The sequence below is a fragment of the Micromonospora sp. NPDC049559 genome (assembly GCF_040676675.1).
Taxonomy (GTDB): Bacteria; Actinomycetota; Actinomycetes; order Mycobacteriales; family Micromonosporaceae; genus JBFAPK01.
The window spans coordinates 153,076-177,237 of the sequence record NZ_JBFAPK010000013.1 but is presented as its reverse complement, the minus strand read 5'-3'; the positions used below and the strand labels follow the sequence as shown (position 1 = coordinate 177,237).

The 24,162-nt window shown below is 72.9% G+C and carries 23 protein-coding genes and 1 pseudogene; 4 read left to right on the top strand and 20 right to left on the bottom strand.

What is annotated here, in order from left to right; genetic code table 11:
- The 13 genes and pseudogenes from AB0J86_RS17135 to pyrR all read right to left on the bottom strand — a co-directional run.
- Positions 1–368 (bottom strand): S-adenosylmethionine synthetase N-terminal domain-containing protein (locus tag AB0J86_RS17135; RefSeq protein WP_363858011.1); only part of this gene is annotated, 368 nt, incomplete at its 3' end.
- Between the two features lie 88 nt (positions 369–456).
- Positions 457–1,668 (bottom strand): bifunctional phosphopantothenoylcysteine decarboxylase/phosphopantothenate--cysteine ligase CoaBC, encoded by a 1,212-nt coding sequence (gene coaBC, locus AB0J86_RS17130; protein ID WP_363858009.1) that lies wholly within the window; start codon positions 1,666–1,668, stop codon positions 457–459.
- A 16-nt stretch (positions 1,669–1,684) separates the two neighbouring features.
- A complete protein-coding gene (gene rpoZ, locus AB0J86_RS17125; protein ID WP_007075826.1) occupies positions 1,685–1,948 on the bottom strand; it encodes a DNA-directed RNA polymerase subunit omega in 264 nt (87 codons plus the stop codon).
- A 21-nt stretch (positions 1,949–1,969) separates the two neighbouring features.
- Positions 1,970–2,497, bottom strand: coding sequence for a guanylate kinase (locus tag AB0J86_RS17120; RefSeq protein ID WP_363858008.1), 528 nt, complete (start codon positions 2,495–2,497; stop codon positions 1,970–1,972).
- 251 nt (positions 2,498–2,748) lie between these two features.
- Positions 2,749–3,066 carry an integration host factor, actinobacterial type gene (mihF, locus tag AB0J86_RS17115; protein ID WP_363858006.1) on the bottom strand — a complete coding sequence of 106 codons (318 nt, stop codon included), beginning with the start codon at positions 3,064–3,066 and terminating at the stop codon, positions 2,749–2,751.
- 175 nt (positions 3,067–3,241) lie between these two features.
- The gene (gene pyrF, locus AB0J86_RS17110; protein WP_363858004.1) at positions 3,242–4,081 is read right to left on the bottom strand and encodes an orotidine-5'-phosphate decarboxylase; all 840 of its coding nucleotides are present in this window, start codon (positions 4,079–4,081) and stop codon (positions 3,242–3,244) included.
- Positions 4,082–4,571: 490 nt separating this feature from the next.
- Positions 4,572–5,846, bottom strand: coding sequence for an adenosylmethionine--8-amino-7-oxononanoate transaminase (locus AB0J86_RS17105; protein WP_363858002.1), 1,275 nt, complete (start codon positions 5,844–5,846; stop codon positions 4,572–4,574).
- Positions 5,843–6,892 carry a quinone-dependent dihydroorotate dehydrogenase gene (locus tag AB0J86_RS17100; protein WP_363858000.1) on the bottom strand — a complete coding sequence of 350 codons (1,050 nt, stop codon included), beginning with the start codon at positions 6,890–6,892 and terminating at the stop codon, positions 5,843–5,845. Before AB0J86_RS17100 ends, AB0J86_RS17105 begins: the two co-directional genes overlap by 4 nt.
- Positions 6,893–6,983: 91 nt before the next feature.
- Positions 6,984–10,358, bottom strand: a complete 3,375-nt coding sequence (carB, locus tag AB0J86_RS17095; protein WP_363857998.1) for a carbamoyl-phosphate synthase large subunit — start codon at positions 10,356–10,358, stop codon at positions 6,984–6,986.
- Positions 10,351–11,544 (bottom strand): glutamine-hydrolyzing carbamoyl-phosphate synthase small subunit, encoded by a 1,194-nt coding sequence (gene carA / locus AB0J86_RS17090; protein WP_363857996.1) that lies wholly within the window; start codon positions 11,542–11,544, stop codon positions 10,351–10,353. The genes carB and carA overlap by 8 nt, the downstream gene beginning before the upstream one ends.
- A complete protein-coding gene (locus AB0J86_RS17085) occupies positions 11,545–12,867 on the bottom strand; it encodes a dihydroorotase (RefSeq protein ID WP_363857995.1) in 1,323 nt (440 codons plus the stop codon).
- Positions 12,867–13,790 carry an aspartate carbamoyltransferase catalytic subunit gene (locus tag AB0J86_RS17080; RefSeq protein ID WP_363857993.1) on the bottom strand — a complete coding sequence of 308 codons (924 nt, stop codon included), beginning with the start codon at positions 13,788–13,790 and terminating at the stop codon, positions 12,867–12,869. The genes AB0J86_RS17085 and AB0J86_RS17080 overlap by 1 nt, the downstream gene beginning before the upstream one ends.
- Before the next feature lie 77 nt (positions 13,791–13,867).
- Positions 13,868–14,434 (bottom strand): annotated as a pseudogene (gene pyrR / locus AB0J86_RS17075) (bifunctional pyr operon transcriptional regulator/uracil phosphoribosyltransferase PyrR); the annotation flags it as partial.
- Positions 14,435–14,731: 297 nt separating this feature from the next.
- Here pyrR and AB0J86_RS17070 point away from each other — a divergent pair.
- Positions 14,732–15,220, top strand: coding sequence for a transcriptional regulator (locus AB0J86_RS17070; protein WP_363857991.1), 489 nt, complete (start codon positions 14,732–14,734; stop codon positions 15,218–15,220).
- A 141-nt stretch (positions 15,221–15,361) separates the two neighbouring features.
- On the opposite strand, the gene nusB is transcribed toward AB0J86_RS17070, so the two are convergent.
- The 3 genes from nusB to AB0J86_RS17055 form a co-directional block, all read right to left on the bottom strand.
- On the bottom strand, positions 15,362–15,772 hold the full coding sequence (gene nusB, locus AB0J86_RS17065; RefSeq protein WP_363858039.1) for a transcription antitermination factor NusB: 411 nt from the start codon (positions 15,770–15,772) through the stop codon (positions 15,362–15,364).
- 23 nt (positions 15,773–15,795) lie between these two features.
- Complete coding sequence (gene efp, locus AB0J86_RS17060) at positions 15,796–16,353, bottom strand: elongation factor P (RefSeq protein WP_363857989.1); 558 nt, start codon at positions 16,351–16,353, stop codon at positions 15,796–15,798.
- Positions 16,354–16,455: 102 nt separating this feature from the next.
- Positions 16,456–17,079 (bottom strand): TetR/AcrR family transcriptional regulator, encoded by a 624-nt coding sequence (locus AB0J86_RS17055; protein ID WP_363857987.1) that lies wholly within the window; start codon positions 17,077–17,079, stop codon positions 16,456–16,458.
- Positions 17,080–17,184: 105 nt separating this feature from the next.
- On the opposite strand from AB0J86_RS17055, the gene AB0J86_RS17050 reads away from it, so the two are divergent.
- On the top strand, positions 17,185–17,862 hold the full coding sequence (locus tag AB0J86_RS17050) for an alpha/beta hydrolase (RefSeq protein ID WP_363857985.1): 678 nt from the start codon (positions 17,185–17,187) through the stop codon (positions 17,860–17,862).
- Between the two features lie 93 nt (positions 17,863–17,955).
- Here AB0J86_RS17050 and AB0J86_RS17045 read toward each other — a convergent pair whose 3' ends face one another.
- The 4 genes from AB0J86_RS17045 to AB0J86_RS17030 form a co-directional block, all read right to left on the bottom strand.
- Complete coding sequence (locus AB0J86_RS17045; protein ID WP_363857983.1) at positions 17,956–18,885, bottom strand: alpha/beta hydrolase; 930 nt, start codon at positions 18,883–18,885, stop codon at positions 17,956–17,958.
- Positions 18,886–19,289: 404 nt separating this feature from the next.
- Positions 19,290–19,724: a type II 3-dehydroquinate dehydratase gene (gene aroQ / locus AB0J86_RS17040; RefSeq protein WP_363857981.1), complete on the bottom strand. Its 435-nt coding sequence runs from the start codon at positions 19,722–19,724 to the stop codon at positions 19,290–19,292.
- Positions 19,721–20,800 carry a 3-dehydroquinate synthase gene (gene aroB / locus AB0J86_RS17035; protein ID WP_363857979.1) on the bottom strand — a complete coding sequence of 360 codons (1,080 nt, stop codon included), beginning with the start codon at positions 20,798–20,800 and terminating at the stop codon, positions 19,721–19,723. The genes aroQ and aroB overlap by 4 nt, the downstream gene beginning before the upstream one ends.
- 11 nt (positions 20,801–20,811) lie before the next feature.
- Positions 20,812–21,711: a TetR/AcrR family transcriptional regulator C-terminal domain-containing protein gene (locus tag AB0J86_RS17030; protein ID WP_363857978.1), complete on the bottom strand. Its 900-nt coding sequence runs from the start codon at positions 21,709–21,711 to the stop codon at positions 20,812–20,814.
- Positions 21,712–21,888: 177 nt separating this feature from the next.
- Between AB0J86_RS17030 and AB0J86_RS17025 the strand changes: the two genes are divergently transcribed.
- Entirely contained in the window at positions 21,889–22,686 is a 798-nt protein-coding gene (locus AB0J86_RS17025) for an ABC transporter ATP-binding protein (protein WP_363857976.1), read from the top strand.
- A complete protein-coding gene (locus AB0J86_RS17020; RefSeq protein ID WP_363857974.1) occupies positions 22,683–24,029 on the top strand; it encodes an FtsX-like permease family protein in 1,347 nt (448 codons plus the stop codon). Before AB0J86_RS17025 ends, AB0J86_RS17020 begins: the two co-directional genes overlap by 4 nt.
- Positions 24,030–24,162: the final 133 nt, after the last annotated feature.

Here is a 24,162-nt window from a genome sequence, read left to right as displayed (position 1 = left end):
TCCAACGCCGACTCCGACGACCCCACCCGCAACTCGAACGCCGAATCCACACCCTGCGCGATATCCGGCGACTGCGACCCGATCGACACACTCACACCACACGACGCCCCATCGAACCCCTTCTTCGACGAGTCGTACCCGATCCCCAGAATCGTCTCCCGAACGATCGCCGGAATATCGACATACGCCTTCGTGGTGACCTCACCCGCGACATGCACCTGACCAGTCGTGATCAACGTCTCCACCGCGACCCGACTCCGCGGATCCTGCGCCAACAGCGCATCGAGGATGCCATCACTGATCTGGTCCGCAATCTTGTCCGGGTGACCCTCCGTGACCGACTCGGAAGTAAACAGGCGACGTGCCACGGTGCTCCTCAGATCTCGATGAGTGGTTTCGCGGAGTCTACGTCCGCGGGACGGGGACCATGGTCGCCGTCCACATTCTGATCAACGTTTACGACGTGGTGGTCAAACGCGTTAATACCAGATCCCAGACCGCGTCGGCGAGGTCTTCCTTGGATTGCTCCGGAAACACGGTCGAGGAGCCGTCGGCGCCCAGCACGGTCGCGGTGTTGGCGTCCGCGCCGAAGACCTTGTCCGGTCCGACCTCGTTGACGACGATCAGGTCCGCCTTCTTGCGGGACAGCTTAGCCCGAGCGTTCACCTCGGCGTTGCTCGTCTCGGCAGCGAAGGCCACGAGAACCTGTCCCGGTCGGCGGCGCTCGCCCAACTCGGCCGCGATGTCGGGGTTGGTGACCAGCTCGATGGTGGGCGCCGACCCGTCCTCCGCCTTCTTGATCTTCTGCTCGGCGTAGGTGGCCGGCCGGAAGTCGGCCGGCGCGGCGGCCATCACCACCGCGTCGGCGCCGTCGGCCGCCTCGAGGGTCGCCTTGCGTAGCTCCTCGGTGGTGGAGACGCGCACCAGGTCGACGCCGGCGGGGTCGGGCAGCGACACGTTCGCCGCGACCAGGGTGACCCGGGCGCCGCGGGCCGCGGCGGTACGCGCGAAGGCGTACCCCTGTTTGCCGGAGGAGCGGTTACCGAGGAAGCGCACCGGGTCGAGCGGTTCCCGGGTGCCGCCGGCGGTGACCACGACGTGCCGCCCGGCCAGGTCGTCCGGTACCGCGGCGGCCCGGCGGGCGAGCACCCGCCGGGCGTACGCGAAGATCTCGGCCGGGTCGGGCAGCCGGCCCTTGCCGGTGTCCGCGCCGGTGAGGCGCCCGCTCGCCGGCTCGATGACCAGGACGCCCCGCTCCCGCAGGGTCGCCACGTTGGCGGCCGTCGCCGGGTTCTCCCACATCTCGGTGTGCATGGCCGGGGCGAGCACCACCGGACAGCGCGCGGTCAGCAGGGTGTTCGTGAGCAGGTCGTCGGCGAGCCCGTGCGCGGCCTTGGCGATCAGGTCGGCCGTGGCCGGCGCGACGACGACGAGGTCGGCCTGCTGGCCGAGCCGGACGTGCGGCACCTCGTGCACGTCGGACCAGACGTCGTCGGCGACCGGTTGCCCGGAGAGCGCCGCCCAGGTCGGGGCGCCGACGAAGCGCAGCGCCGCCGCGGTGGGGACGACGCGCACCTCGTGCCCGGACTCGGTGAAGAGTCGCAGCAGCTCACATGCCTTGTAGGCGGCGATGCCCCCGCCTACGCCGAGTACGATCCGGCCGGCCATCGACGCCCGGCCGCGGTTACGGCTGGTCGGTCGGCTCTGCGGTGAGCAGGCCCGCGTTGATCTCGCGCATCGCGATGGAGAGCGGCTTCTCCTGCGGCGTGGTCTCCACCAGGGGACCGACGTATTCGAGCAGACCCTCGCCGAGCTGGCTGTAGTAGGCGTTGACCTGGCGCGCGCGCTTGGCCGCGAAGATCACGAGCGCGTACTTGGAGGTCGTCTTCTCCAGCAGCTCGTCGATCGGCGGGTTGGTGATGCCTTCCGGGTTGGCGATGGATCCCACGGGAGTTAACCTCTGCGTCTCTCAACCGCTGTCGGGCGGTCGGGCCGGAGTCAGGAACGATGAACCGAGTAAGCCTACCAGTTCCTCGGCGGTACGCCCGAGTTGGTCGTTGGTGAGTGTCACGTCGACGTCCCGGGCCTGCGCGGCGGACGGGGTCACCCCGGGCGGGGCGAGGAAGACCAGCTGCGCCTCGGGCACCGCGCGGCGGACCCGGCGCGCGCCCGCGAGGTCGACGCAGACCAGCACCGGCCGCCCGGCCCGGAGCCGCTCGCCGACCGTCTCCCGGCAGGTGCCGTAGCGGTGGCCGCCCAGCTCGCTCCACTCCAGCAGCCCGTCGGCGTCGACCAGCCGGGCGAACTCGACCGGTTCGACGAAGCGGTAGTGCACGCCGTCGGCCTCGTGTTCCCGGCGGGGGCGGGTGGTCACCGGTACCGACACCCAGAGCAACGGCGAACGCGCCCGGACGAGCTCGACCACCCCGCGCTGGCCGGCCCCGGAGGGTCCGGTCAGGACGGTGAGCCGAGCCGCCGGGCGCGTACCGCCGTGCATGTTTCTCCTCGTCGACCCGCGTTGTCGCGAGCGCCGGAAAGGTCCTGCCTCCGGCGCCCACTGGCGGGTCGAACCGCATCGCCCGCCGGACCAACGGGCGCCGGCTCGTACGCGTGCCGACGCCCGCTGGCGGGCCGGTGTTGCGGCTCCGGGCCCGCCGGACCACGGCGGCCGGCGCGCACGCGTGCCGGCAGCCGCTGGCGGGCCGAGATGGAGTCAGCCCACTGCTTGTTTGTACCCGTTCCGGCGAACTAGTTCGCCGAGAACTCCCCAAGCAGGGCCTTGCGCTGCTGCTCGCCGAGACCGCGCAGGCGGCGGCTGTCGGCGATCTTCAGCTTCTCCATGATCTGGGTCGCCCGGATCTTGCCAATGCCCGGCATGGCCTGCAGAACGGCCGAAACCTTCAGCTTGCCGACGACATCGTCCGACTCCGCCCGCTCGAGGACGGCGGCGAGGGTGGTCTTGCCCTGCTTGAGCTGCTCCTTCAGGGCAGCACGAGCTTTGCGGATCTCCGCAGCCTTCTCCAGCGCGGCTGCGCGCTGCTCGGGGCTCAGTGACGGGAGCGGCACCAGTTCTCCTCAGGTCCCTATCGCGGCGGGCGGGAAGCACCGCCGCATCTGTGAAACGTGGTGTGGCTGGCAACCAAAGGGGTATTCGGTTCCCAGCGCGGGGAAAACTAGCGGTCAACGGAGCTTTCGGCAACGTGGGCGCGCCAAGATCGCGTCAAGGTGACCGACTCGTCAGTCAGGATCCGCTGCCCAGGATCGCTTCGCAGTCGGCCAGAACCCGCTCCGCCGCCGCCCGCAATCCGGACGCGTCCGGGCCCCCGGCAAGCACCTCGCGGGAGTACGACGGGAGCACCGCGGAGAGGTTCGGACCGAAGACGGTACGCAGGTCCGCCGCGCCCGCCCCCTGCGCGCCGAGCCCCGGCGCGAGCAACGGGCCGCCCACTCCGGAGAGGTCGTGTCCGGTCTCGCCGATCGTCGCTCCGACCACCAGACCGAAACTGCCCCATGGTCGCGAACCCGCGTTGAGCTGCGAAATCTCGTCGATCACCGTCTGTGCCACGGTCCGGCCGTCGGCACCGCGGGCGTGCTGCACGCTCGGGCCCTCGGGGTTGGAGGTGAGCGCCAGCACGAAGACCCCGCCGCCGTACGCGCGCGCCGCGTCGAACATCGGAGCGAGCGATCCGACCCCGAGATAGGGGCTCGCGGTCACCGCGTCGACATACAAGGGGCTGGATGGATTCAGGTACGCGTCGGCGTACGCGCTGACCGTCGAACCGATGTCGCCACGCTTGACGTCAAGCAGAACGATCGAGCCCGCATCCCGTAACTGTCGGATAATTGACTCAAGCACCGCGAGCCCTCGGGAGCCGTACCGCTCGAAGAACGCCGACTGCGGCTTGAACACCGCCACGCGGTCCGCCAGCGCGTCGACGACCCCCTGGCTGAAGCGGGTCAGCCCGTCCGCGTCGTCCGGCAGCCCCCACCGCTCCAGTAGCGCGGGATGCGGATCGATCCCCACGCAGAGCGGTCCCCGTTGCGTCATCGCGCGCCGCAGCCGCGCCCCGAAGTCCTCCATCAGCCCTCTCCTCTGCCCTGTCTGTCGATTCTGCCCTTTTTGTCGATCATGTCCTGACCGGTCGGCGCCCTCGCCGCCGGACCGGCGGCGCGAATGCGCCAGCCCACTTCGCCAACACGTCAGTCAGTCGCCGCCACGGATGCCCGCTCCCCCACGCGCAACCCCCGAACGCGGCCCCGGGCCGGCAACCGGTCGCCCGGCCCCAAGCCCCCCACCCGGCAATGCCCCGCGAGCACTCCGTCGCCGGCCCGGCCGCCCACCGCCCGGCCGGCCACCCGCCAGACCGGCCGTCCGAAGCCGGCCCCACCGTCCACCGCCCGGGCCGGCCACCCGCCAGACCGGCCCTCCACCGCCAGGCTGACAGCCGCCCGGCCGTCCGAAGCCAGCCCCGGCGCCGTCCGGCGGCGCGACCGTACGACGGCCGGCGCGCCACGGCCGGCGCGGAAGGCGCCGGCACCGCACCGTCGTCACCGGTACGGCCCACCGCGGTTCAGCCCGCCGCGACCGCGGCCGCCACGCCCGCGGTGAGGAGCGCCAGGTCCTCGTCGTCCGTCACGTACGGCGGCATCGTGTAGACCAGGTCGCGGAACGGGCGCAGCCAGACCCCGGCGGCCACCGCCGCCGCCGTCGCGGCGGGCAGGTCCACCTCGTGGTCGAGCTGCACGACGCCGATCGCACCGAGCACCCGCACGTCGGCCACGCCGGGCGCGCCCCGCAGCGGCTCCAGGCCGGCCCGGAGCCCGCGCTCCAGCCGAGACACCTCGGCCGCCCAGTTCCCGTCGCGCAGCAGCCCGATGGAGGCGTTCGCGACCGCGCAGGCGAGCGGGTTGCCCATGAACGTCGGCCCGTGCGCCAGCACGCCGGAGGCCGAGATGCCCCGAGCCACCTCGGGGGTGCAGAGCGCGGCGGCGAGGCTCAGGTAGCCGCCGGTGAGCGCCTTGCCGACGCACATCACGTCCGGGCTCACCCCGGCGTGCTCGGCGGCGAAGAACGCACCGGTACGGCCGAAGCCCGTGGCGATCTCGTCGAAGATGAGCAGTACCCCGTGCTCCCGGGTGACCTCCCGCAGCACCCGCAGGTAGTGCGGGTTGTGGAAGCGCATCCCGCCAGCGCCCTGCACCACCGGCTCCACGATGACCGCGGCCAGCTCGTCGGCGTGCCGGACCACCGCGTCGACCAGCGCGGACTCGTACGCCGGGTCGACCGGGGCGGCGAAGCCGTCCGGTGGTGCCGCCGCGAAGATCTGCCGGGGCAGCACGTCGGTCCAGAGGTGGTGCATCCCGCCCTCGGGATCGCAGACGCTCATCGGGTGGAACGTGTCGCCGTGGTAGCCGCCGCGCCAGGTCGCCAGCCGGTGCCGCTCGGGGCGGCCCCGGCCGCGCTGGTACTGCAGGGCCATCTTCACCGCGACCTCGACCGAGACCGAGCCGGAGTCGCAGAGGAAGACGTGTTCCAGCCCGTCCGGGGCGAGCTGGACGAGGGTACGGGCCAGCCGGGTCGCCGGCTCGTGGGTCAGCCCGCCGAACATCACGTGGCTCATCCGGCCGAGCTGGTCGACGATCGCCGCGTCCAGCGTCGGGTGGCGGTACCCGTGCACGGCCGCCCACCAGGACGACATCCCGTCGACGAGTTCCCGCCCGTCGGCCAGGCGCAGCCGTACGCCGCTGGCCTCGCGTACCACGTACGGGTCGGTGGCCGGCGGCAGCGGCGCGTACGGGTGCCAGACGTGCGCCCGGTCGGCGGCGAGGATCTCCTCCGGTGTCACGCCGCCGGGCTCCCGGCGCGGGCCGCGACGCCCGGACGGGCGCCGGCGCGGGCGGCGGCCCGGACCAGCGCCGGCCCGCCGTAGATGAACCCGGTGTAGAGCTGCACCAGGCTCGCCCCGGCGTCGAGCATGCGGGCCGCGTCGTCGGCGTCCAGGATGCCGCCGACGCCGATCACGGGCAGCGCCCCGGCGGTCTCCCGGTGCACGAAGCGGACCACCTCGCGGGCCCGCTCGGTCAGCGGCCGCCCGGAGAGGCCGCCCGCCTCGGCGGCCCGGCCGGCGTCGGCGGCGGCGAGCCCGTCGCGGCGCAGCGTGGTGTTGGTGGCGATGACCCCGGCCGCGCCCCGGTCCAGGCAGACCCGCAGCAGTTCGGCGATGGCCTGGTCGGTCAGGTCCGGTGCGATCTTCACGAGGATCGGGCGGTCGCCGACGAGCACCCCCAACAGCGCGTCCAGGTGCTCCCGGTCCTGCAGCGTGCGCAGCCCCGGGGTGTTCGGGGAGGAGACGTTGACGGCGAAGTAGTCGCCGTACCCGCGCAGGGCGCGGTACGAGGCGAGGTAGTCCTCCACCGCCTCGTCCAGCGGGGTCACCTTCGACTTGCCCAGCGAGATCCCCAGCGGTACGCCGAGCGGGCGCCCCAGCGCGGCCAGCCGCCGCGCCAGGGCCTCGGCTCCGGCGTTGTTGAAGCCCATCCGGTTGATCACGGCGCGGCTGGCCGGCAGCCGGAAGAGCCGGGGGCGCGGGTTGCCCGGCTGCGCGTGCGCGGTGACCGTGCCGACCTCGACGAAGCCGAAGCCCAGCGCCGGCCAGGCCGGCAGCGCGCGCCCGTCCTTGTCCATCCCGGCGGCGAGCCCCACCGGGTTGGGGAACTCCACGCCGAAGACCCGGCGCGGCGCGGAGACCCCGTAGCGGGCCCGCAGCAGCGCCAGCGCCGCCGGGCGGCCGGCCAGCGTCGCCAGCCGCCGCAGCGTCCACTCGTGCGCCGTCTCCGCGTCGCCGCCGCCGAGGCGGAACAACGCGGGACGGACCATCCGCTCGAAGATCACCGGCGGCCACCCCGGCCGCGCGCCTCCCCGGTGCCCGGTCCACCGGGGCGCGCCGCCCGACGGGCGGGCCGGCGGCCCGGGGCCGGCGCGGTCACTGGGCCGCCCGCAGCGCCGCGTGCAGCTGCTGGAGCGGGCGTACGGTCATGTCGCCGCGGATGCGCGCCTCGATGCCCATCACCGCCGCCGCCACGCCGGGCACCGTGGTGATGCAGGGGATGTCGGCGCCGACCGCCGCGCTGCGGATCTCGTACCCGTCGGAGCGGGCGCTGGCGCCGGAGCCCTGCGGGGTGTTGATCACGAGCGCGACCTCGCCCGCCGAGATCAGGGTGACGGCGTCCGCGTCGGCCCCCTCCTCGTAGTGCTTGCGGATGGTCCGGCAGGAGATGCCGTACCGGCGGAGCACCTCGCCCGTGCCGGCGGTCGCGACGATCTCGAAGCCCAGGTCGGCGAGGCGCTTGATCGGGAAGATCATCGCCCGCTTGTCCCGGTTCGCCACCGAGACGAAGACCCGGCCCTTGGTCGGCAGGGAGCCGTACGCGGCCGACTGCGACTTGGCGAACGCGTGCCCGAAGGCGGTGTCGATCCCCATCACCTCGCCGGTCGACTTCATCTCCGGGCCGAGCAGCGAGTCCACCCCCTTGCCGGCCGGCGTACGGAACCGCTTGAACGGCAGTACCGCCTCCTTGACCGCGATCGGCGCGTCGACCGGCAGCGACCCGCCGTCGCCGCTCGACGGCAGCAGCCCCTCGGCGCGCAGGTCCGCGATGGTGGCGCCGAGCATGATCCGGGCCGCCGCCTTGGCCAGCGGCACCGCCGTCGCCTTCGAGACGAACGGCACCGTGCGCGAGGCACGCGGGTTGGCCTCCAGCACGTAGAGCGCGTCGTCCTTGAGCGCGTACTGGACGTTGAGCAGGCCCCGTACGCCGACGCCGCGGGCGATCTCCTCGGTGTAGCGGCGCACCTGCGTCAGGTGCGAGGAAGCCAGCGTGATCGGTGGCAGGGCGCAGGAGGAGTCGCCGGAGTGGATGCCGGCCTCCTCGATGTGCTCCATCACCCCGCCGAGGTAGACCTCGCCGGTGGCGTCGCAGAGCGCGTCCACGTCGATCTCGATCGCGTCGTCGAGGAAGCGGTCCACCAGCACCGGGTGGTCCGGCGAGATGTCGGTGGCCCGCCCGATGTAGTCGCGCAGCGTGGCGTCGTCGTAGACGATCTCCATGCCCCGCCCGCCGAGCACGTACGAGGGGCGGACCAGCACCGGGTAGCCGATCTCGTCGGCGATCCCCTTCGCCTCCTCGTACGAGGTCGCGGTGCCGTGATCGGGGGCGCGCAGCCCGGCCCGGGACAGTACCGCGCCGAACGCGCCCCGGTCCTCGGCCAGGTTGATCGACTCCGGGCTGGTACCGACGATCGGCACGCCGGCGTCCTTGAGCCGCTGCGCGAGCCCGAGCGGCGTCTGCCCGCCGAGCTGGACGATCACCCCGACCACGCCCGGCCCGCCGGCCGCCCGGCCGGAGGAGTCCTCGGCGTGCCAGACCTCCAGCACGTCCTCGAAGGTGAGCGGCTCGAAGTAGAGCCGGTCGGCGGTGTCGTAGTCGGTGGAGACGGTCTCCGGGTTGCAGTTGACCATCACGGTCTCGTAGCCGCCGGCGTCCGCCCCGGCGCCGTCGCCGCCCGGCCCCCCGGGGGCCGCCGGAAGAGCGCCGCGCAGCGCCTGCACCGCGTGCACGCAGGAGTAGTCGAACTCGATACCCTGCCCGATCCGGTTCGGCCCCGAGCCGAGGATCAGCACCTTGGGCCGGTCCGAGCCGACGACCTCGGTCTCCTCCTCGTACGTCGAGTAGTGGTAGGGCGTGGCGGCGGCGAACTCGGCCGCGCAGGTGTCCACCGTCTTGTAGACCGGGCGCAGCCCGAGCCGGTGCCGCAGCGCCCGTACGCCGTCCTCGGCGGCCAGCTCCGGGCGGAGCGCGGCGAGCTGCCGGTCCGACAGCCCGGCCCGCTTGGCCCGGCGCAGCAGCGGCTCGTCCAGCACCGCCGCCGCGACGATCTCCTCGCGCAGCTCGACGAGCCCGGCGATCTGGTCCACGAACCACGGGTCGACCCCACCCGAGGCCGCGGAGACCTCGGCCACCGTGGCGCCCAGCCGCAGCGCCCGCTCCAGGGTGTAGAGCCGCCCGTCGTGCGGTACCCGCAGCGCGCGCAGCGTGTTCTCCAGGGTGGCGCCCGGCGGGTCCGGCTGGGTCCAGAAGCCCGCGGCCTTGGTCTCCATCGAGCGCATCGCCTTGTTGAGCGCCTCGGGGAAGTTGCGGCCCAGGCTCATCGCCTCGCCCACCGACTTCATCGTGGTGGTCAGCTCCGGGTCCGCGCCCGGGAACTTCTCGAAGGCGAACCGGGGGATCTTCACGACCACGTAGTCGAGCGCGGGCTCGAACGCGGCCGGCGTCTGCCGGGTGATGTCGTTGGGGATCTCGTCGAGGGTGTAGCCGATGGCGAGCTTCGCCGCGATCTTCGCGATCGGGAAGCCGGTCGCCTTGGAGGCCAGCGCCGACGAGCGGGAGACCCGGGGGTTCATCTCGATCACGACCAGGCGGCCGTTCTCCGGGTTCACCGCGAACTGGATGTTGCAGCCGCCGGTGTCCACCCCGACCTCGCGCAGCACCGCGATGCCCAGGTCGCGCAGCCGCTGGTACTCCCGGTCGGTCAGCGTCATCGCGGGCGCCACGGTGACGCTGTCGCCGGTGTGCACGCCCATCGGGTCCACGTTCTCGATCGAGCAGACGACCACCACGTTGTCGTGCCGGTCGCGCATCAGTTCGAGTTCGTACTCCTTCCAGCCGAGCACGCTCTCCTCGATGAGGACCTCGTGCACCGGGCTGGCGGCCAGGCCGGCACCGGCGATGCGGGCCAGTTCCTCGGCGGTGTGGGCCATGCCCGAGCCGAGCCCGCCCATGGTGAACGACGGGCGGATCACCACCGGCAGGCCCAGCTCGGCCACGGTCTCCTCGACCTCGGCCATCGAGTGGCAGACCCGGCTGCGCGGGGTCTCCCCGCCGGCCTTCGCCACGATGTCCTTGAAGAGCTGCCGGTCCTCGCCCCGCCGGATCGCGTCGATGTTCGCGCCGATCAGCTCCACGCCGTACTTGTCGAGCACCCCCGACTCGTGCAGCGCGACCGCGGTGTTCAGCGCGGTCTGCCCGCCCAGCGTGGCCAGCAGCGCGTCCGGCCGCTCCCGGGCGATGACCAGCTCCACGAACTCCGGGGTGATCGGCTCGACGTACGTCGCGTCGGCGAACTCCGGGTCGGTCATGATGGTGGCCGGGTTGGAGTTGACCAGGCTCACCCGCAGGCCCTCGCTGCGCAGCACCCGGCACGCCTGGGTGCCGGAGTAGTCGAACTCGCAGGCCTGGCCGATCACGATCGGGCCGGAGCCGATCACCAGGACGTGCTTCAGATCCGTCCGCTTAGGCATTCTTACCGCCCTCAATGAGTTCCGCGAAGCGATCGAAGAGGTAGTCCGCGTCGTGCGGGCCCGCCGCCGCCTCGGGGTGGTACTGGACGGTGAACGCGGGCACCTCCCGGGCCCGCAGGCCCTCGACCACGTTGTCGTTGAGGCAGACGTGGCTGACCTCGACCGCGCCGAAGTCGGTCTCGATCGCCTCCCCGGCCGGCGCGTCCACGGCGCCGAGCCCCGGTTCGCGGCCCGGCCAGGCGACCGCGCTGTCATCCGGTTCGCGGCCCGGCCAGGCGACCGCGAAGCCGTGATTGTGGCTGGTCACCTCGACCTTGCCGGTGGCCCGGTCCAGCACCGGCTGGTTGATGCCGCGATGGCCGTACCCGAGCTTGTACGTGCCGAAGCCGAGCGCCCGGCCGAGGATCTGGCTGCCGAAGCAGATGCCGAACAGCGGCATCCGCCGGCGCATCACCTCGCGGGCCAGCGCGACCGGATGGTCGGCGGTGGCCGGGTCGCCGGGGCCGGGCGAGAAGAAGACCGCGTCCGCGCCGGTCGCGATCAGCTCGTCGATGGTGGTGCTGGCGGGCAGCACGTGCGTGGTGACGCCGCGGGCGGCGAGCCGCCGGGGCACGTTCCGCTTGATCCCGAGGTCCAGCGCGGCCACCGTGAACCGGTGCTCGCCCTCGGCCTCGACCGTGTACGGCCGGGCCGTGGTCACCTCGGCGGAGAGGTCCGCCCCCACCATCCGCGGCGACTGGCGCACCCGTTCCAGCAGCGCGCGCGGGTCGTCGTCGAGGCTGGAGACGCCGACCCGCATCGCGCCGCGCTCCCGCAGGTGGCGGGTGAGCGCGCGGGTGTCGATGCCGCTGATGCCGACCACGCCCTCGGTGGCGAGCCGGTCCTCCAGCCCGCCGCTGGCGCGCCAGTTCGAACCGATCCGGGCCGGGTCGCGCACCACGTAGCCGGCGACCCAGATCCGGCCGGACTCGTCGTCCTCGCCGTTGACCCCGGTGTTGCCGATGTGCGGGGCGGTCTGCACCACCACCTGCCGGTGGTAGGAGGGGTCGGTCAACGTCTCCTGGTACCCGGTCATCCCGGTGTTGAAGACGGCCTCGCCGAAGGTCTCCCCCACGCTGCCGTACGCCTCGCCGTGGAACGTGCGCCCGTCCTCGAGTACGAGAATCGCAGCCCTACGCTTGCCCATTTACCTGACTGCCTTTCCGTCGAGGACCGTCGGTTCGCCGTGCAGGAAGGTCGCGACGATCCGTCCCGGCAGCGTCCGTCCCGCGTAGGGGGTGTTCCGGCTGCGGCTGGCGAGCTCCGCCGGGTCGACGGTACGCCGGGCGGCCGGGTCGACCAGCGTGATGTTCGCCGGAACACCCAGCGCCGGGTCGCGCCCGTGCTCGGTCAGCCCCGCGATGCGGGCCGGGGTACGCGACATCCGCTCGGCGACCAGCTCCCAGAGCGCCGGGTCGTCCAGGCCCCGGGCGGTCGACTCGGTGAGCACGTGCAGCAGCACCGGCAGCGCGGTCTCCAGCCCGACCATGCCCGGCCGGGCGTACGCCCACTCGCACTCCTTGTCCTCCAGGGCGTGCGGGGCGTGGTCGGTGGCGACCACGTCGATGATCCCCTCGGCGAGCGCGGCGCGCAGCACGGCCACGTCGGCGGCGGTGCGCAGCGGCGGGTTCACCTTGTAGACCGGGTCGTAGCTGCCGGCCAGCTCGTCGGTGAGCAGCAGGTGGTGCGGGGTCACCTCGGCGGTGACGCGTACCCCCCGGGCCTTGGCCTGGCGCAGCACCTCGACGCTGCCGGCGGTGGAGACGTGGCAGACGTGCAGGCGGCTGCCGACGTGCTCGGCGAGGAGCACGTCCCGGGCGATGATCGCCTCCTCGGCCACCGCCGGCCAGCCGGTCAGTCCGAGGCGGGTGGAGACCTCGCCCTCGTGCATCTGCGCGCCCTCGGTCAGCCGGGGCTCCTCGGCGTGCTGGGCGATGATGCCGTCGAACGCCTTGACGTACTCCAGCGCGCGCCGCATCAGGCGCGGGTCGGCCACGCAGTGCCCGTCGTCCGAGAAGATCCGCACCCGGGCCGCCGAGGTCGCCATCGCGCCCAGCTCGGCGAGGCGCTCGCCGGCGAGGCCGACGGTGACCGCGCCGACCGGCTGCACGTCGACCAGCCCGGCCTCGCGGCCCAGCCGCCAGACCTGCTCGACCACGCCGGCGGTGTCCGCCACCGGCGAGGTGTTGGCCATGGCGCAGACGGCGGTGTAGCCGCCCAGGGCCGCGGCGCGGGAGCCGGACTCGACCGTCTCGGCGTCCTCCCGGCCCGGTTCGCGCAGGTGGGTGTGGAGGTCGACCAGGCCGGGCAGGGCCACCAGCCCGGCCGCGTCGACCACCTCGGCGCCGCGGCCGTCCAGGCCGGACCCGGTGGCCACCACCGCGCCGTCGCGGAGCAGCAGGTCGGTCGGCGCGGCGCCGACCAACCGGGCTCCCTTGATCAGGTACGAGGGCCGTACCGGCTCGCTCATCAGTTCTTTCCCCCTAGCAGCAGGTACAGCACGGCCATGCGGACGGAGACGCCGTTGGTGACCTGTTCGACGATGGTGGACCGGGCCGAGTCAGCGACTTCGGGAGCGATCTCCATGCCCCGGTTCATCGGTCCGGGGTGCATGACGATCGCGTGCTCGGGCAGGCGGCGCATCCTCGGGCCGTCCAGCCCGTACCGCCGGGCGTACTCACGCGCCGAGGGGAAGTAGGAGTCGGCCATCCGCTCCCGCTGCACCCGCAGCATCATCACCACGTCGCAGCCGGGCAGCACCGCGTCGAGGTCGTAGGAGACGTCGGTGCCCGGCGCGAGCGCGGTACCGATGTCGACCGGCAGCAGCGTCGGCGGCCCGACCAGGGTGACCTTCGCCCCCAGCGTCGAGAGCAGCAGCACGTTGGAGCGGGCCACCCGGCTGTGCAGCACGTCGCCGACCACGGCGACCTGGAGTCCGGCGAGGCGGCCGAGCCGGGCCCGCATGGTGTACGCGTCGAGCAGCGCCTGGGTCGGGTGCTCGTGCGTACCGTCGCCGGCGTTGACCACCGAGCCGTCGACCCAGTTGGCCAGCCGGTGCGGGGCGCCGGAGGCGGGGTGGCGGACCACCACGGCGTCGGCCCCCATCGCCTGCAGCGTGAGCGCGGTGTCCTTGAGGCTCTCGCCCTTGGAGACGCTCGACCCCTTGGCCGAGAAGTTGATCACATCGGCGGAGAGGCGCTTCGCCGCCGCCTCGAACGAGATCCGGGTCCGGGTGGAGTCCTCGTAGAAGAGGTTGACCACGGTACGGCCGCGCAGGGCCGGCAGCTTCTTCACCTCGCGGCCGGCCACCGAGGCCATCTCGGCCGCGGTGTCCAGGATCTGGGTCGCGGTCCGGGCGTCCAGGTCGCCGCCGGAGAGCAGGTGCTTGATCATCGCGTGGGCCTCTCGCTCGTCTCCGGGGCGGACGGGTCCGGACGCTCGCCGCGGGCCTGCTGGCCGTCGCCGGCCGGGTAGAGCCGGACCTCGTCGGCGCCGTCGACCTCGGCGAGGGTGACCCGGACACTCTCGGCCAGCGAGGTGGGGATGTTCTTGCCCACGTAGTCGGCCCGGATGGGCAGCTCCCGGTGGCCCCGGTCGACCAGTACCGCGAGCTGTACCGAGCTGGGCCGGCCGAGGTCGTTGATCGCGTCGAGCGCGGCCCGGACGGTACGCCCGGAGAAGAGGACGTCGTCGACGAGGATCACCCGCTTGCCGTCGATCCCGCCGGGCGGCACCTCGGTCGGGCCGACCGCGCGGGTGGCGTGGCGGCGGAGGTCGTCGCGGTAGAGGGTGATGTCGAGCACACCGACCGGTACCCGCACGTCCTCGAAGGCGCTGATCCGGGCGGCCAGCCGGCGGGCCAGCGGCGCGCCCCGGGTCGGGATGCCGAGCAACACCGTCTCGGCCGCGCCCTGGGTCTTCTCCAGGATCTGGTGTGCGATGCGGTCGACCACCCGGTGCAGCTCGGCACTGGTGAGGATGACCTTCACGGACGGTGGCGGCGTGGTCGCGGGCTGGGCGGCCTGCGGGTAGGCCACGGCGGACCTCCTTCCCCGCCTCACGGGACGGGTCGTTAAAGGATGTCGGATTCGGCGCCCGTCCCGGGGGTCGGACGCCGGGGCTTCACGCCACGTTACCAGTGACCACAGGGATCCCCACCTCGGGTTCCTGACCGTCCGGTCAGCGGTCTACGGGATACCGGAATCCGAACAACTCCCTACGATCTTGCCAACAGGTAGGTCACGAATACTTGACCCGGTGTCGCAATCCCCGTACCGTCACGCTCCGTAGCGATCGCTGGGGAGAACCCCGAGCCAGCACCTGGGAGTGTCCGAATGCCCTCTGAGTACGCAAAGTCGTTGGGCGCGCGTCTGCGCTCTATCCGTCAGCAGCAGGGGCTTTCCCTGCAGGGGGTGGAGGAGAAGTCAAACGGGCGTTGGAAGGCCGTCGTCGTCGGTTCGTACGAGCGCGGTGACCGTGCCGTCACGGTGTCGCGCCTGGCCGAGCTGGCCGACTTCTACCGCGTACCCGTTTCCGAACTGCTGCCGGACGGCAGCGGAGTCCGCCACGAGCCGACCAACAAGATCGTGCTCGACCTGGAGCGGCTCTACGACGAGGCGTCCGAGGAGCTCGCCTACGTCGCCCGTTACGCCCGGGCCATCCAGCAGCAGCGGGGTGACTACAACGGCCGGGTCCTGTCGATCCGCGCGGACGACCTGCGGTCGCTCGCCATCGTCTACGACTCCTCGCCGTCCGGGCTGATCGAGCGCCTCACCGAGCACGGCGTACTCGTCGCCGACCCGCGGGCCCTCTTCGCCTCCTGACGGCGGCCCGCACCACCACCCCCGGAAACACCGACACACACGTACGAGGGGACGCGACCATCCCGGTCGCGTCCCCTCGTACGATGCGATACCGCCACGACGCCGGCCATACCGCGCAGCACGGTCGATGGCGGACCGGCCTCAGCGCGTGGCGTACTCCGCGATCCGGCCCAGCAGCCCGTTCAGGAAGCGCGGCGAGTCGTCGGTCGACATCTGCCGGGCCAGCTCCACCGCCTCCGTGATCGCCACCGGATCGTCGATCTCGTCCACGTAGAGCAGCTCGTAGACGGCGATCCGGGCGAGGTTGCGGTCCACCACCGGCATCCGGTCCAGCGTCCAGCCCTCGGCGTAGCTGGCGATCAACTCGTCGATCCGGTCCCGGTGCGCCGCCACGCCCTCGACCAGACCGATCGCATAGCCCAGGTGCTCGGGCCGGGGTTGCTCCAGCCGCGCGACGTAGCCGGTGAGCACCTCCCCCGGCGGAAGTCCCCGGAGGTCGGCCTCGTAGAGCACGTCCAGCGCACGCTTGCGCGCCTTGCGGCGCGCCGGCATCTGCGCCTTGGGCCCCTCGGCCATCAGGCCCGGCCGAGGTAACGGCCGTCGCGGGTGTCGACCTTGATCTTCTCACCGGTGGTGATGAAGAGCGGCACCTGGACGGTCGCACCGGTCTCGACGGTCGCCGGCTTGTTACCGCCCGTGGAGCGGTCGCCCTGCAGACCCGGCTCGGTGTACGTGACCTCGAGCACCACGCTGGTCGGCAGCTCGATGTAGAGCGGCACGCTTTCGTGCGTGGCGACGATCACCTCGGCCTCGGGCAGCAGGTAGTTGGCCGCCTCGCCGACGGTGCCGCCCGGCACCGGGATCTGGTCGTAGGTCTCCAGATCCATGAAGACGTAGTCCTCGCCGTCCACGTACAGGTACTGCATGGTGCGCTTGTCGACGGTGGCGGTATCGACCTTGGTACCCGCGTTGAAGGTCTTGTCGACGACCTTGCCGGAGAGCACGTTCTTGAGCGTGGTGCGCACGAAGGCGCCACCCTTGCCGGGCTTGACGTGCTGGAACTCCACAACGGTCCAGAGCTCGCCGTCGAGGTTGAGAACCAAACCGTTCTTCAGGTCGTTGGTGGTGGCCATTTCCTGCCTTGATCGTCAATGTGGCGGACGGACCCGACAAGTCTACTGGTCCCGCCGCGCTCCCCGCCGGCTCGGGTGGACGCGGCCGCCGGCCGGCCCGCCTCAGCTCTGGGCCGGCCGGCGGAACCCGCCGAACCACATGAGCAGGGCGATCTCCCGCGCCACCACCTCGTCCTGGTCCTCCGGGCCGATCAGGACCTGGTTGGCCAACGCCTGGAAACCACCCCAGACGAACACCCGGGCCGCGGTGGGTGGGTCCAGGTCGGCGGCGGTCCGGCCCGCCTCCTGGTCGCCGCGCAGCCACACCTCGGCCAGGTCGATGAAGCGTTGCAGCTGACTGTCCCAGAACTCGCGCGCCGCCGTGTCGTACGCGGACACCTCCAGTATCGCGGCCAGCAGGTGCCGCCGTTCCCGGTAGTAGCGCACGTCCCGGATCATCGTCGCGACGAGGCCCTCCAGTCCGGCTGCGGGCGTGATCGAACTCATCAGCTCGAAGGCGCCGTCCACGAGCGTGTCGATGAGCCGCAGCAGCACCTCCGTCTTGTCCCGGAAGTGGAGGTAGAAGGTCGAGCGGCCGACTCCGGCCTCGGCCGCCAGGCGCTGCACGCCCAGCTCGGTGAAGCGTGCGCCGCCCGCCAGCAGCCGCTCGGTCGCCTCGATGATCTTGGCATCGGTGGCGGCCCGGCGGTCCGGACCGGCCGCGCGCCGGCGGGTGACAGAAGCCATGTGTCGATCCTAGGGGCGCGTCTCCTACACTCGACTTGGACATCGTGTCCAGCTATGGTGTCCAACCATAGCGTCCAGCAGCTCGCCGGAAATCGGAGAAACAGCATGTCTACTGAGCGACCCACATTCGTCCTCGTACCGGGCGCCTGGCACCTCCCGTCGACGTGGGACCTGCTGCGCGGCGAGCTGGACGCGCTCGGCTACGCCAGCCGTGCGGTGAAGCTGCCCACCACCGGCCCCGACCCGCGCGGCGGTCTGCGGGACGACGCCGAGGTGATCCGCGCGGCGATCGAGACCATCGGCGGCCCGGTCGTCGTCGTGGCCCACTCGTACGGCGGCATCCCGGCCACCGAGGGCGTCGCCGGCCTGCCCAACGTCCAGCACCTCGTCTACCTGGCCGCCTACGTCCCCGACGTCGACGAGTCGCTGATCGCCCTGCACGGCGCCCCCGACCCCGAGTCGTCGGAGGGTCTGTTTCCGATCGTCTCGGACCCGCGGGCCCAGCTCTACGCCGACGTACCCAGGGCGGTGGCCGACCTGGCCATCGGCCGGCTCGTCGACCAGCGCCTCCAGCCGTTCGTCGACCGCGTGACCCGGGCCGCGTGGCACACCGTCCCCAGCACCTACATCCTCACCGAGCGGGACGCCTCGCTCCCGGTCGAGCTGCAGGAACAGATGGCCACCCGCGCGAAGCACATCCATCGGATTCCCACCAGCCACTCGCCGTTCCTGTCCCGCCCCGCCGAACTGGCCGCGCTCCTCGACCGGGTCGCCCGGGGCTGACCGGAGGTCGGGTCAGCCCCGGGCGAGCCGACAACGCCGCCGGGCGTCGTCCGGGCCCCGCCGCGGCCCGCCAGGAGATCCACGAGACACGCCCTAGCCCAGCGTGACCTTTTCGGCCAGGTTCGCCCGGAAGAAGTCGGCGAGCCTGGCGATCGCCTGCGTGACGTACTCGTCCCGGTCGTAGAGGTCGACGTGGCTGGCGCCGTCGATCCAGTACCGCTCCTTGGGCTCCCGCGCCATCTCGATGGCGCGGGAGGTCATCCACGCGGTGACGGCCTCCGTACCGACGATCATGAGCAGTGGGCGTGGCGCGATCAGCTCGACGAACCGGAAGGCGTCGAACGCCGCGATGCGGTCCACGCTGTTCAGGGTGAAGGACCTCGCCGAGCGCGGGTGCCGCGCCCGGTCGGTGCAGTAGTACTCCCATCCCTCGAAGAGGTGCCGGCCACCGGCGCGAGCCTGCTCCTCCGTCTCCGGGAAGATCGGGAAGACGCCGACGCCTTCGCCCCGGGCCTCGCTGGTGCGGGCCGCCGCCGCGGCGTCGAGCAGACCCTGGATGACGGCCGGGTCCTGCGTACCGTCGGCGCCCTCGCGGAACTGCCGGCCCATGTCGGCGGCGCTGACCGTCGCGACGGCCCTGATCCGGTGGTCGGTGGCGGAGGCGGTGAGCACGTAGCCGCCGGACGCGCAGATGCCGAGCGCGCCGATGCGGTCGGGATCGACGTCGGTCCGGGTGCCCAGGTACGAGACCGCCGCCCTGATGTCCTCGACGCGGTGCGCCGGGTCCTCCAACCCGCGCGGCTGGCCCTCGCTCTCGCCCTGGTAGGCGGCGTCGAACGCGAGGGTGACGTAGCCGGCGCGGGACAGCCGTTCGGCGTAGCCGCCGGCGGCCTGCTCCTTCACACCGCTCCCGGGGTGTCCGACGACGATCGCGGGCCGGGGGATGGGGTGCTGCTCGTCGGGGGTGTAGAGGTGACCGGCCAGGGCCAGGCCGGCGCTGTCGAACGTGACGTTCGTCTTCATACGGGTCTTCTCCGTCGGGTGTCGAAGGGGGCGGAGCTTCCGCCGGCCCTGCCCGGGCGAACCGCCGGGGCACGAAGCCAACCCTCGCCCGCCTTCTCACCCGCGTAGAAGGGCGAGTTCCGGTCCGGGTACCGGACTTCGGGGGAAGGATTCTGCCCCCTCACATCCGGCTCCCGGCGCGGAGAATGGAACTCGTGAGAACCGCGTCGGGCCGCTCCGCCGAGTTCGGGGACTTCCTCCGGGCCCGGCGCGCCCAGCTGACGCCACGGGAGGTCGGTCTTCCCGAACCCGGCACCCCGTCACACCAGGCTCTCGGGATCCTCGCCTCCTGGACCGCCGATGCCCCGACATCGCACGATTCCCGCCCGTGACCGTAGGGTCGCGGCCAGGCCGGCGATGACGGGTCAGGGGGTCGCGCGCGAGGCCAGGTGGGTGAGGGCGAGCCGGTACCCGTCGACGCCGAGCCCGCAGATCACCCCGGTGGCGACCGCCGAGACGACCGAGTGGTGCCGGAACTCCTCCCGGGCGTGGATGTTGGAGATGTGCACCTCGACCAGCGGAGCCCGCAGCATCGCGCAGGCGTCGCGGACCGCGTACGAGTAGTGCGACCAGGCGCCGGGGTTGAGCACCACGGCCGCCTCCTCGTCGGCGGCGGCGTGCAGCCAGGCCAGCATCTCGTGCTCGGCGTCGGTCTGCCGGACCTCGACGTCCAGCCCCAGCTCCGCGCCGACCGTCAGGCACTGCTCCACCAGGCTCGCGTAGCTGGTGACCCCGTAGACGTCGACCTGGCGGGTGCCGAGCCGGCCCAGGTTCGGACCGTTCAGGACGTAGACCTTCACGCCCGCGCCACCTCCTCGTACGCCGCGCGCAGCAGCGCGTCGTCCGGCCCGGCGAGGATGGCCGGGCGGGCCAGCCCGTCGAGGACCACGAACCGCAGCTGCGCGCCCCGGGCCTTCTTGTCCACCCGCATGGTGGCGAGCAGGTCCGGCCAGGCGTCGGCGCGGTACGTGGTGGGCAGGCCGAGGCTCTCCAGTACCGCCCGGTGCCGGTCAGCCGTCGGCCCGTCCAGCCGGCCGGCGCGGCGGGCCAGCGCGGCGGCGTAGACCAGGCCGACCGAGACGGCGTGGCCGTGCCGCCAGCGGTACGCCTCGGCCCGCTCGATCGCGTGGGCCAACGTGTGCCCGTAGTTGAGGACCTCGCGTACCCCGGACTCGCGCAGGTCGCCCGAGACCACGTCGGCCTTGACCCGGATGGCCCGCTCGATCAGCTCGCGCACCACCGGGCCGGCCGGGTCGGTGGCCGCGGCCGGGTCCCGCTCCACCAGTTCGAGGATGGCCGGGTCGGCGATGAAGCCGCACTTCACCACCTCGGCGAGGCCGGCGAGCAGGTCGGCGGCCGGCAGCGTGTCGAGCATGGCCAGGTCGCAGAGGACCCCGACCGGCGGGTGGAAGGCACCGACGAGGTTCTTGCCGGCGGCCGTGTTGATCCCGGTCTTGCCGCCGACGGCCGCGTCGACCATGCCGAGCAGCGAGGTGGGTACCGCCGCCCAGCGCACGCCGCGCAGCCAGGTCGCCGCGACGAAACCGGCCAGGTCGGTGACCGCGCCGCCGCCGATCCCCAGCACCGCGTCGGTACGGGTGAAGTTGGCGGCGCCCAGCTCGTCCCAGCACCGGGCGGCGACCTCGACGGTCTTGGCGGACTCGGCGTCCGGTACCTCGATCGTCAGCGGCTGGACCCCGGCGGCCCGCAGCCGCTCGGCCAGGCCGTCGACGTGGGACTTCAGCGGCGGCGCGTAGAGCAGCGCGGCCCGGGCGGCGCCGTCCAGCAGCGCCGGCAGGTCACCCAGCAGGTCACGGCCGACGAGCACGCGGTACGGCCGCTCGCCGCCGATGGGTATCTCGGTCAACTCGTTCATCGCCGGAAAGCCTAGAGGACCGGCCCGGTGGCATCGCCCTCCCGGCGCGCCTCGCGTTCCGGCGCCCCGCCGGCCCCGGCGGGCGGCGCGGGGACGAGTTGCGCGACGCCGTCGAGCAGGCGGTGCAGGCCGAACTCGAAGACGCTCGCCGGCTCCGAGGCCCGCAGCGCGTCGGCGTCGAACTGGGCGATCATCGGTAGCCCGCCGGCGCCGAGGGCCTCCTGGATCCGCGAGCTGCGGGCGTCGACCCACTGTTCGCGGGTGCCCCGCGCCTGGCGTTCGTGCGCGAGGAGGAACGCCGCGCTCTGCGCGTGTACGGAGACCGCGATCGCGATGCGTACCTTCGTGGCGAAGTCGAGGCCGGTGTCGTCGAACGCCCGGATCCGCCAGTCCGTGTACGCCATCAGCTGGCGGGCGATCGGCGGCCGGGTGGTCAGGGCGAACAGGTGCGGCACCCACGGGTGCTCCACATAGGTCTCCCACTCCCGCCACGCGGAGAGTTCCAGCTTCGCCCGCCAGCCGGGCGGACCGGGTTCCGGGAGGGGACGGTCGCCGAAGACGGCGTCGATCATCAGCCCGCCGAGTTCCTCCTTGCCCGGCACGTACCGGTACAGCGACATCGCGCCGACGCCCAGCTCGGCGGCCGTACGCCGCATCGAGAGTCCGGCGCTGCCGTCGCGGTCGGCCAGGGTGATGGCCGCGCGCACGACCCGCTCCAGCGTCAGGGCCGGACCGGCGGGGTCGAGCCGCTCCCCGGGCGGTACCGCTCGGGCGGTCTGGAGGGTGGGCGGCGGCGTCTCCTCCCGCTGCCGCTCCGCGACGCGTTCCCGGTACGCCCGCGCCCGGCAGGCGCGCGAGCAGTAGCGGGCGGGCCGGCCGCGACCCGCCGCCGGCAGCTGACGCCCACACACCCGGCAGTACTCCACTCGACGGCCCCTTTTCGTCACGGTCGAAGCTTTGTGACGAAAGTATAGCCGCCGACTCCGTCACCGTGTCGATAAGGTCACCAGAGACGGTAAATACGCTGGTAGAAGCGGTTATCGAACCCCTGCCCGAACGGGCAAGAGGCGCGTGAGTACGCTGTATTTATGACTCGTACGCTGTATCAAAGTCATCCGACCGCCGGCCCGGTCGCGCGGCCGAGCGTGACGCTGACCGACCTCGTCAAGACCTACCGGATCGGCAACTCGACCACCCGGGTGCTCGACGGGGTGACCGTCGCCTTCCCGCGCCGGTCGCTCACCGCCGTCATGGGCCCCTCCGGCTCGGGCAAGAGCACCCTGTTGCAGTGCGCGGCGGGGCTGGACCGGCCGACCTCCGGCTCCGTGGTCATCGAGGACGTCGAGCTGACCCGGCTCGACGAGACCGCGCTGACCCGCTTCCGGCGCGACCGGCTCGGGTTCGTCTTCCAGTCGTACAACCTGATCCCGACCCTGACCGTCCGGCAGAACGTCACCCTGCCGGCGGAACTGGCCGCCCGCCACGTCCCGGCGTCCGCCGTCCGCGACGTACTGGCCCACCTCGGGCTGGACCGGCACGCCGACGCCCGGCCCGCGGCACTCTCCGGCGGTCAACAGCAGCGCGCCGCGATCGCCCGGGCCCTGCTCGCCGATCCGGCGGTGATCTTCGCGGACGAACCGACCGGGGCGCTGGACACCCGCGCGGCGGGCCAGGTCCTCGGCCTGCTGCGGCACGCGGTCGACACCGCCGGGCGCACCATCGTGATGGTCACCCACGACCCGGTGGCCGCCGCGGTCGCCGACGCCGTCGTCTTCTTCGCCGACGGCCGGATCCGGGACACGCTGCTGCGCCCCAGCGCCGAGGCCGTCGCCGCGCGGATGGCGACGCTGGCCGCCCCGGTCGAGGCGAACGGCGGGCGGCGATGACCTGGCGGCTCGCGTTGCGCACGGTACGGGGCCGGCTCGCCTCGTACGCCGCCTCGGCGGGCGCCATGATCGCCGGTACGGCGCTGCTCACCGCGTTCGCCGCGCTGGCCGAGACCGGGCTCGCGGACCCGTCCGGCGCGGCGGAGACCCTGGCCATCCTCGCCGCCATCATGGGCGGCTGGACCACGGTCATCGTCGCGTACGGCGTCGTCGCCACCGTCTCGCTCGTGATCGGACAGCGGGAACGCGAGCTGGCGCTGCTCCGCGCGATCGGCACCACCCCGGCCCAGACCCGGCGGATGGTACTGGTGGAGACCGTCGCCGTCGCCCTGCCGGCGGTCGCCGTCGGCGTCGTACCCGGGATCGGGCTCGGGTCGTTCCTGCTCGGCCGGATGGTCGAGCTGGACGTGGTCGCCGCCGGCACCCCGCTGGTCACGACCGCGCGGACCCTCGTCGTCGGCGCGGCGGTCTCGCTGGTCTCGGCGGTCGCGGCGGCGGCGCTGGCGGGCCGCCGGGCGTCGCGGATCCCGGCGGTACTGGCCCTGGCCGGCGCGGCGGGCCCGGCGACCGGGGCCGCGCCGCTCGCCCGGCCGAGGCTGGTCGCCGGCCTCCTCTTCGTGCTGGCCGGCATCGGCACCGGGCTCGGCACGCTCGGCATGGCCAACGGGCCGCTGCTGGCCGCGGCGGCCGGACCGGCGTGCATCGCCACGGCGATCGGTCTGGCGCTGCTGAGCCCCGCGGTGGTCGCGGTGGTCGGCCGTACCGCCGCCCGACTGGCCGGCGGCGTGGGGCGGCTCGCGGCGCGCAACCTGCACGCCCGGGCCGCCGGGGCGGGCGCCGTCGTGGGCCCGATGACCCTCCTCGTCGGCATCGCGGTCGGCACCCTCTACATGCAGAGCACCGAGGACAGCACCCTGACCGCGCCGGTCGGCCCGGATGACGTCGGCCCGCAGTTCGCGGCGGCGAACTACCTCGTCGTCGCGATGATCATCGCCTTCAGCACGATCGCGGTGACGAACACCCTGGTCGCCGCGACCTGGCACCGGCGACGCGAGTTCGGGTTGCTCCGCCTCACCGCGTCGACCCGGCGGCAGGTGCTGGCCATGGCGGCGGTGGAGAGCACCATATCGGCGGTCCTCGCGATCGCGCTCGGCTCGGTCGCGGCGCTGACCACGACCGTGCCGTACAGCCTCGTCAAGACCGGCTCGCCCGTACCGTCCGGTCCGCTCTGGATGTACCTGGCGGTCGCCGGCGGGACGCTCGCGGTGGCGCTCGCCGCCACGCTCACCCCGACCGCGCGGGCGACCCGGGTACGCCCGATCCTGGCGCTCAGCACCGCGTAGCGGTGCTCGCGGTCGAGCCCCGACCGGCGGCGGCAGCCGCGCGCGGGATCCGTCCAGCGTCCGGCAAGGCCGAGGTTGCCCGGATACCGGTGTCGGTATCCGGGCAACCTGACAACGCGGCCGGGCGCGTCGG

Excerpts from the sequence above, each read along its gene's own strand:
- coaBC (WP_363858009.1), bottom strand. The coding sequence starts at position 1,668 with ATGGCCGGCCGGATCGTACTCGGCGTAGGCGGGGGCATCGCCGCCTAC.
- AB0J86_RS17120 (WP_363858008.1), bottom strand. The coding sequence starts at position 2,497 with ATGCACGGCGGTACGCGCCCGGCGGCTCGGCTCACCGTCCTGACCGGA.
- pyrF (WP_363858004.1), bottom strand. The coding sequence starts at position 4,081 with ATGGAGGACTTCGGGGCGCGGCTGCGGCGCGCGATGACGCAACGGGGA.
- carB (WP_363857998.1), bottom strand. The coding sequence starts at position 10,358 with ATGCCTAAGCGGACGGATCTGAAGCACGTCCTGGTGATCGGCTCCGGC.
- carA (WP_363857996.1), bottom strand. The coding sequence starts at position 11,544 with ATGGGCAAGCGTAGGGCTGCGATTCTCGTACTCGAGGACGGGCGCACG.
- AB0J86_RS17085 (WP_363857995.1), bottom strand. The coding sequence starts at position 12,867 with ATGAGCGAGCCGGTACGGCCCTCGTACCTGATCAAGGGAGCCCGGTTG.
- AB0J86_RS17080 (WP_363857993.1), bottom strand. The coding sequence starts at position 13,790 with ATGATCAAGCACCTGCTCTCCGGCGGCGACCTGGACGCCCGGACCGCG.
- AB0J86_RS17070 (WP_363857991.1), top strand. The coding sequence starts at position 14,732 with ATGCCCTCTGAGTACGCAAAGTCGTTGGGCGCGCGTCTGCGCTCTATC.
- nusB (WP_363858039.1), bottom strand. The coding sequence starts at position 15,772 with ATGCCGGCGCGCCGCAAGGCGCGCAAGCGTGCGCTGGACGTGCTCTAC.
- efp (WP_363857989.1), bottom strand. The coding sequence starts at position 16,353 with ATGGCCACCACCAACGACCTGAAGAACGGTTTGGTTCTCAACCTCGAC.
- AB0J86_RS17055 (WP_363857987.1), bottom strand. The coding sequence starts at position 17,079 with ATGGCTTCTGTCACCCGCCGGCGCGCGGCCGGTCCGGACCGCCGGGCC.
- AB0J86_RS17050 (WP_363857985.1), top strand. The coding sequence starts at position 17,185 with ATGTCTACTGAGCGACCCACATTCGTCCTCGTACCGGGCGCCTGGCAC.
- AB0J86_RS17045 (WP_363857983.1), bottom strand. The coding sequence starts at position 18,885 with ATGAAGACGAACGTCACGTTCGACAGCGCCGGCCTGGCCCTGGCCGGT.
- aroB (WP_363857979.1), bottom strand. The coding sequence starts at position 20,800 with ATGAACGAGTTGACCGAGATACCCATCGGCGGCGAGCGGCCGTACCGC.
- AB0J86_RS17025 (WP_363857976.1), top strand. The coding sequence starts at position 21,889 with ATGACTCGTACGCTGTATCAAAGTCATCCGACCGCCGGCCCGGTCGCG.
- AB0J86_RS17020 (WP_363857974.1), top strand. The coding sequence starts at position 22,683 with ATGACCTGGCGGCTCGCGTTGCGCACGGTACGGGGCCGGCTCGCCTCG.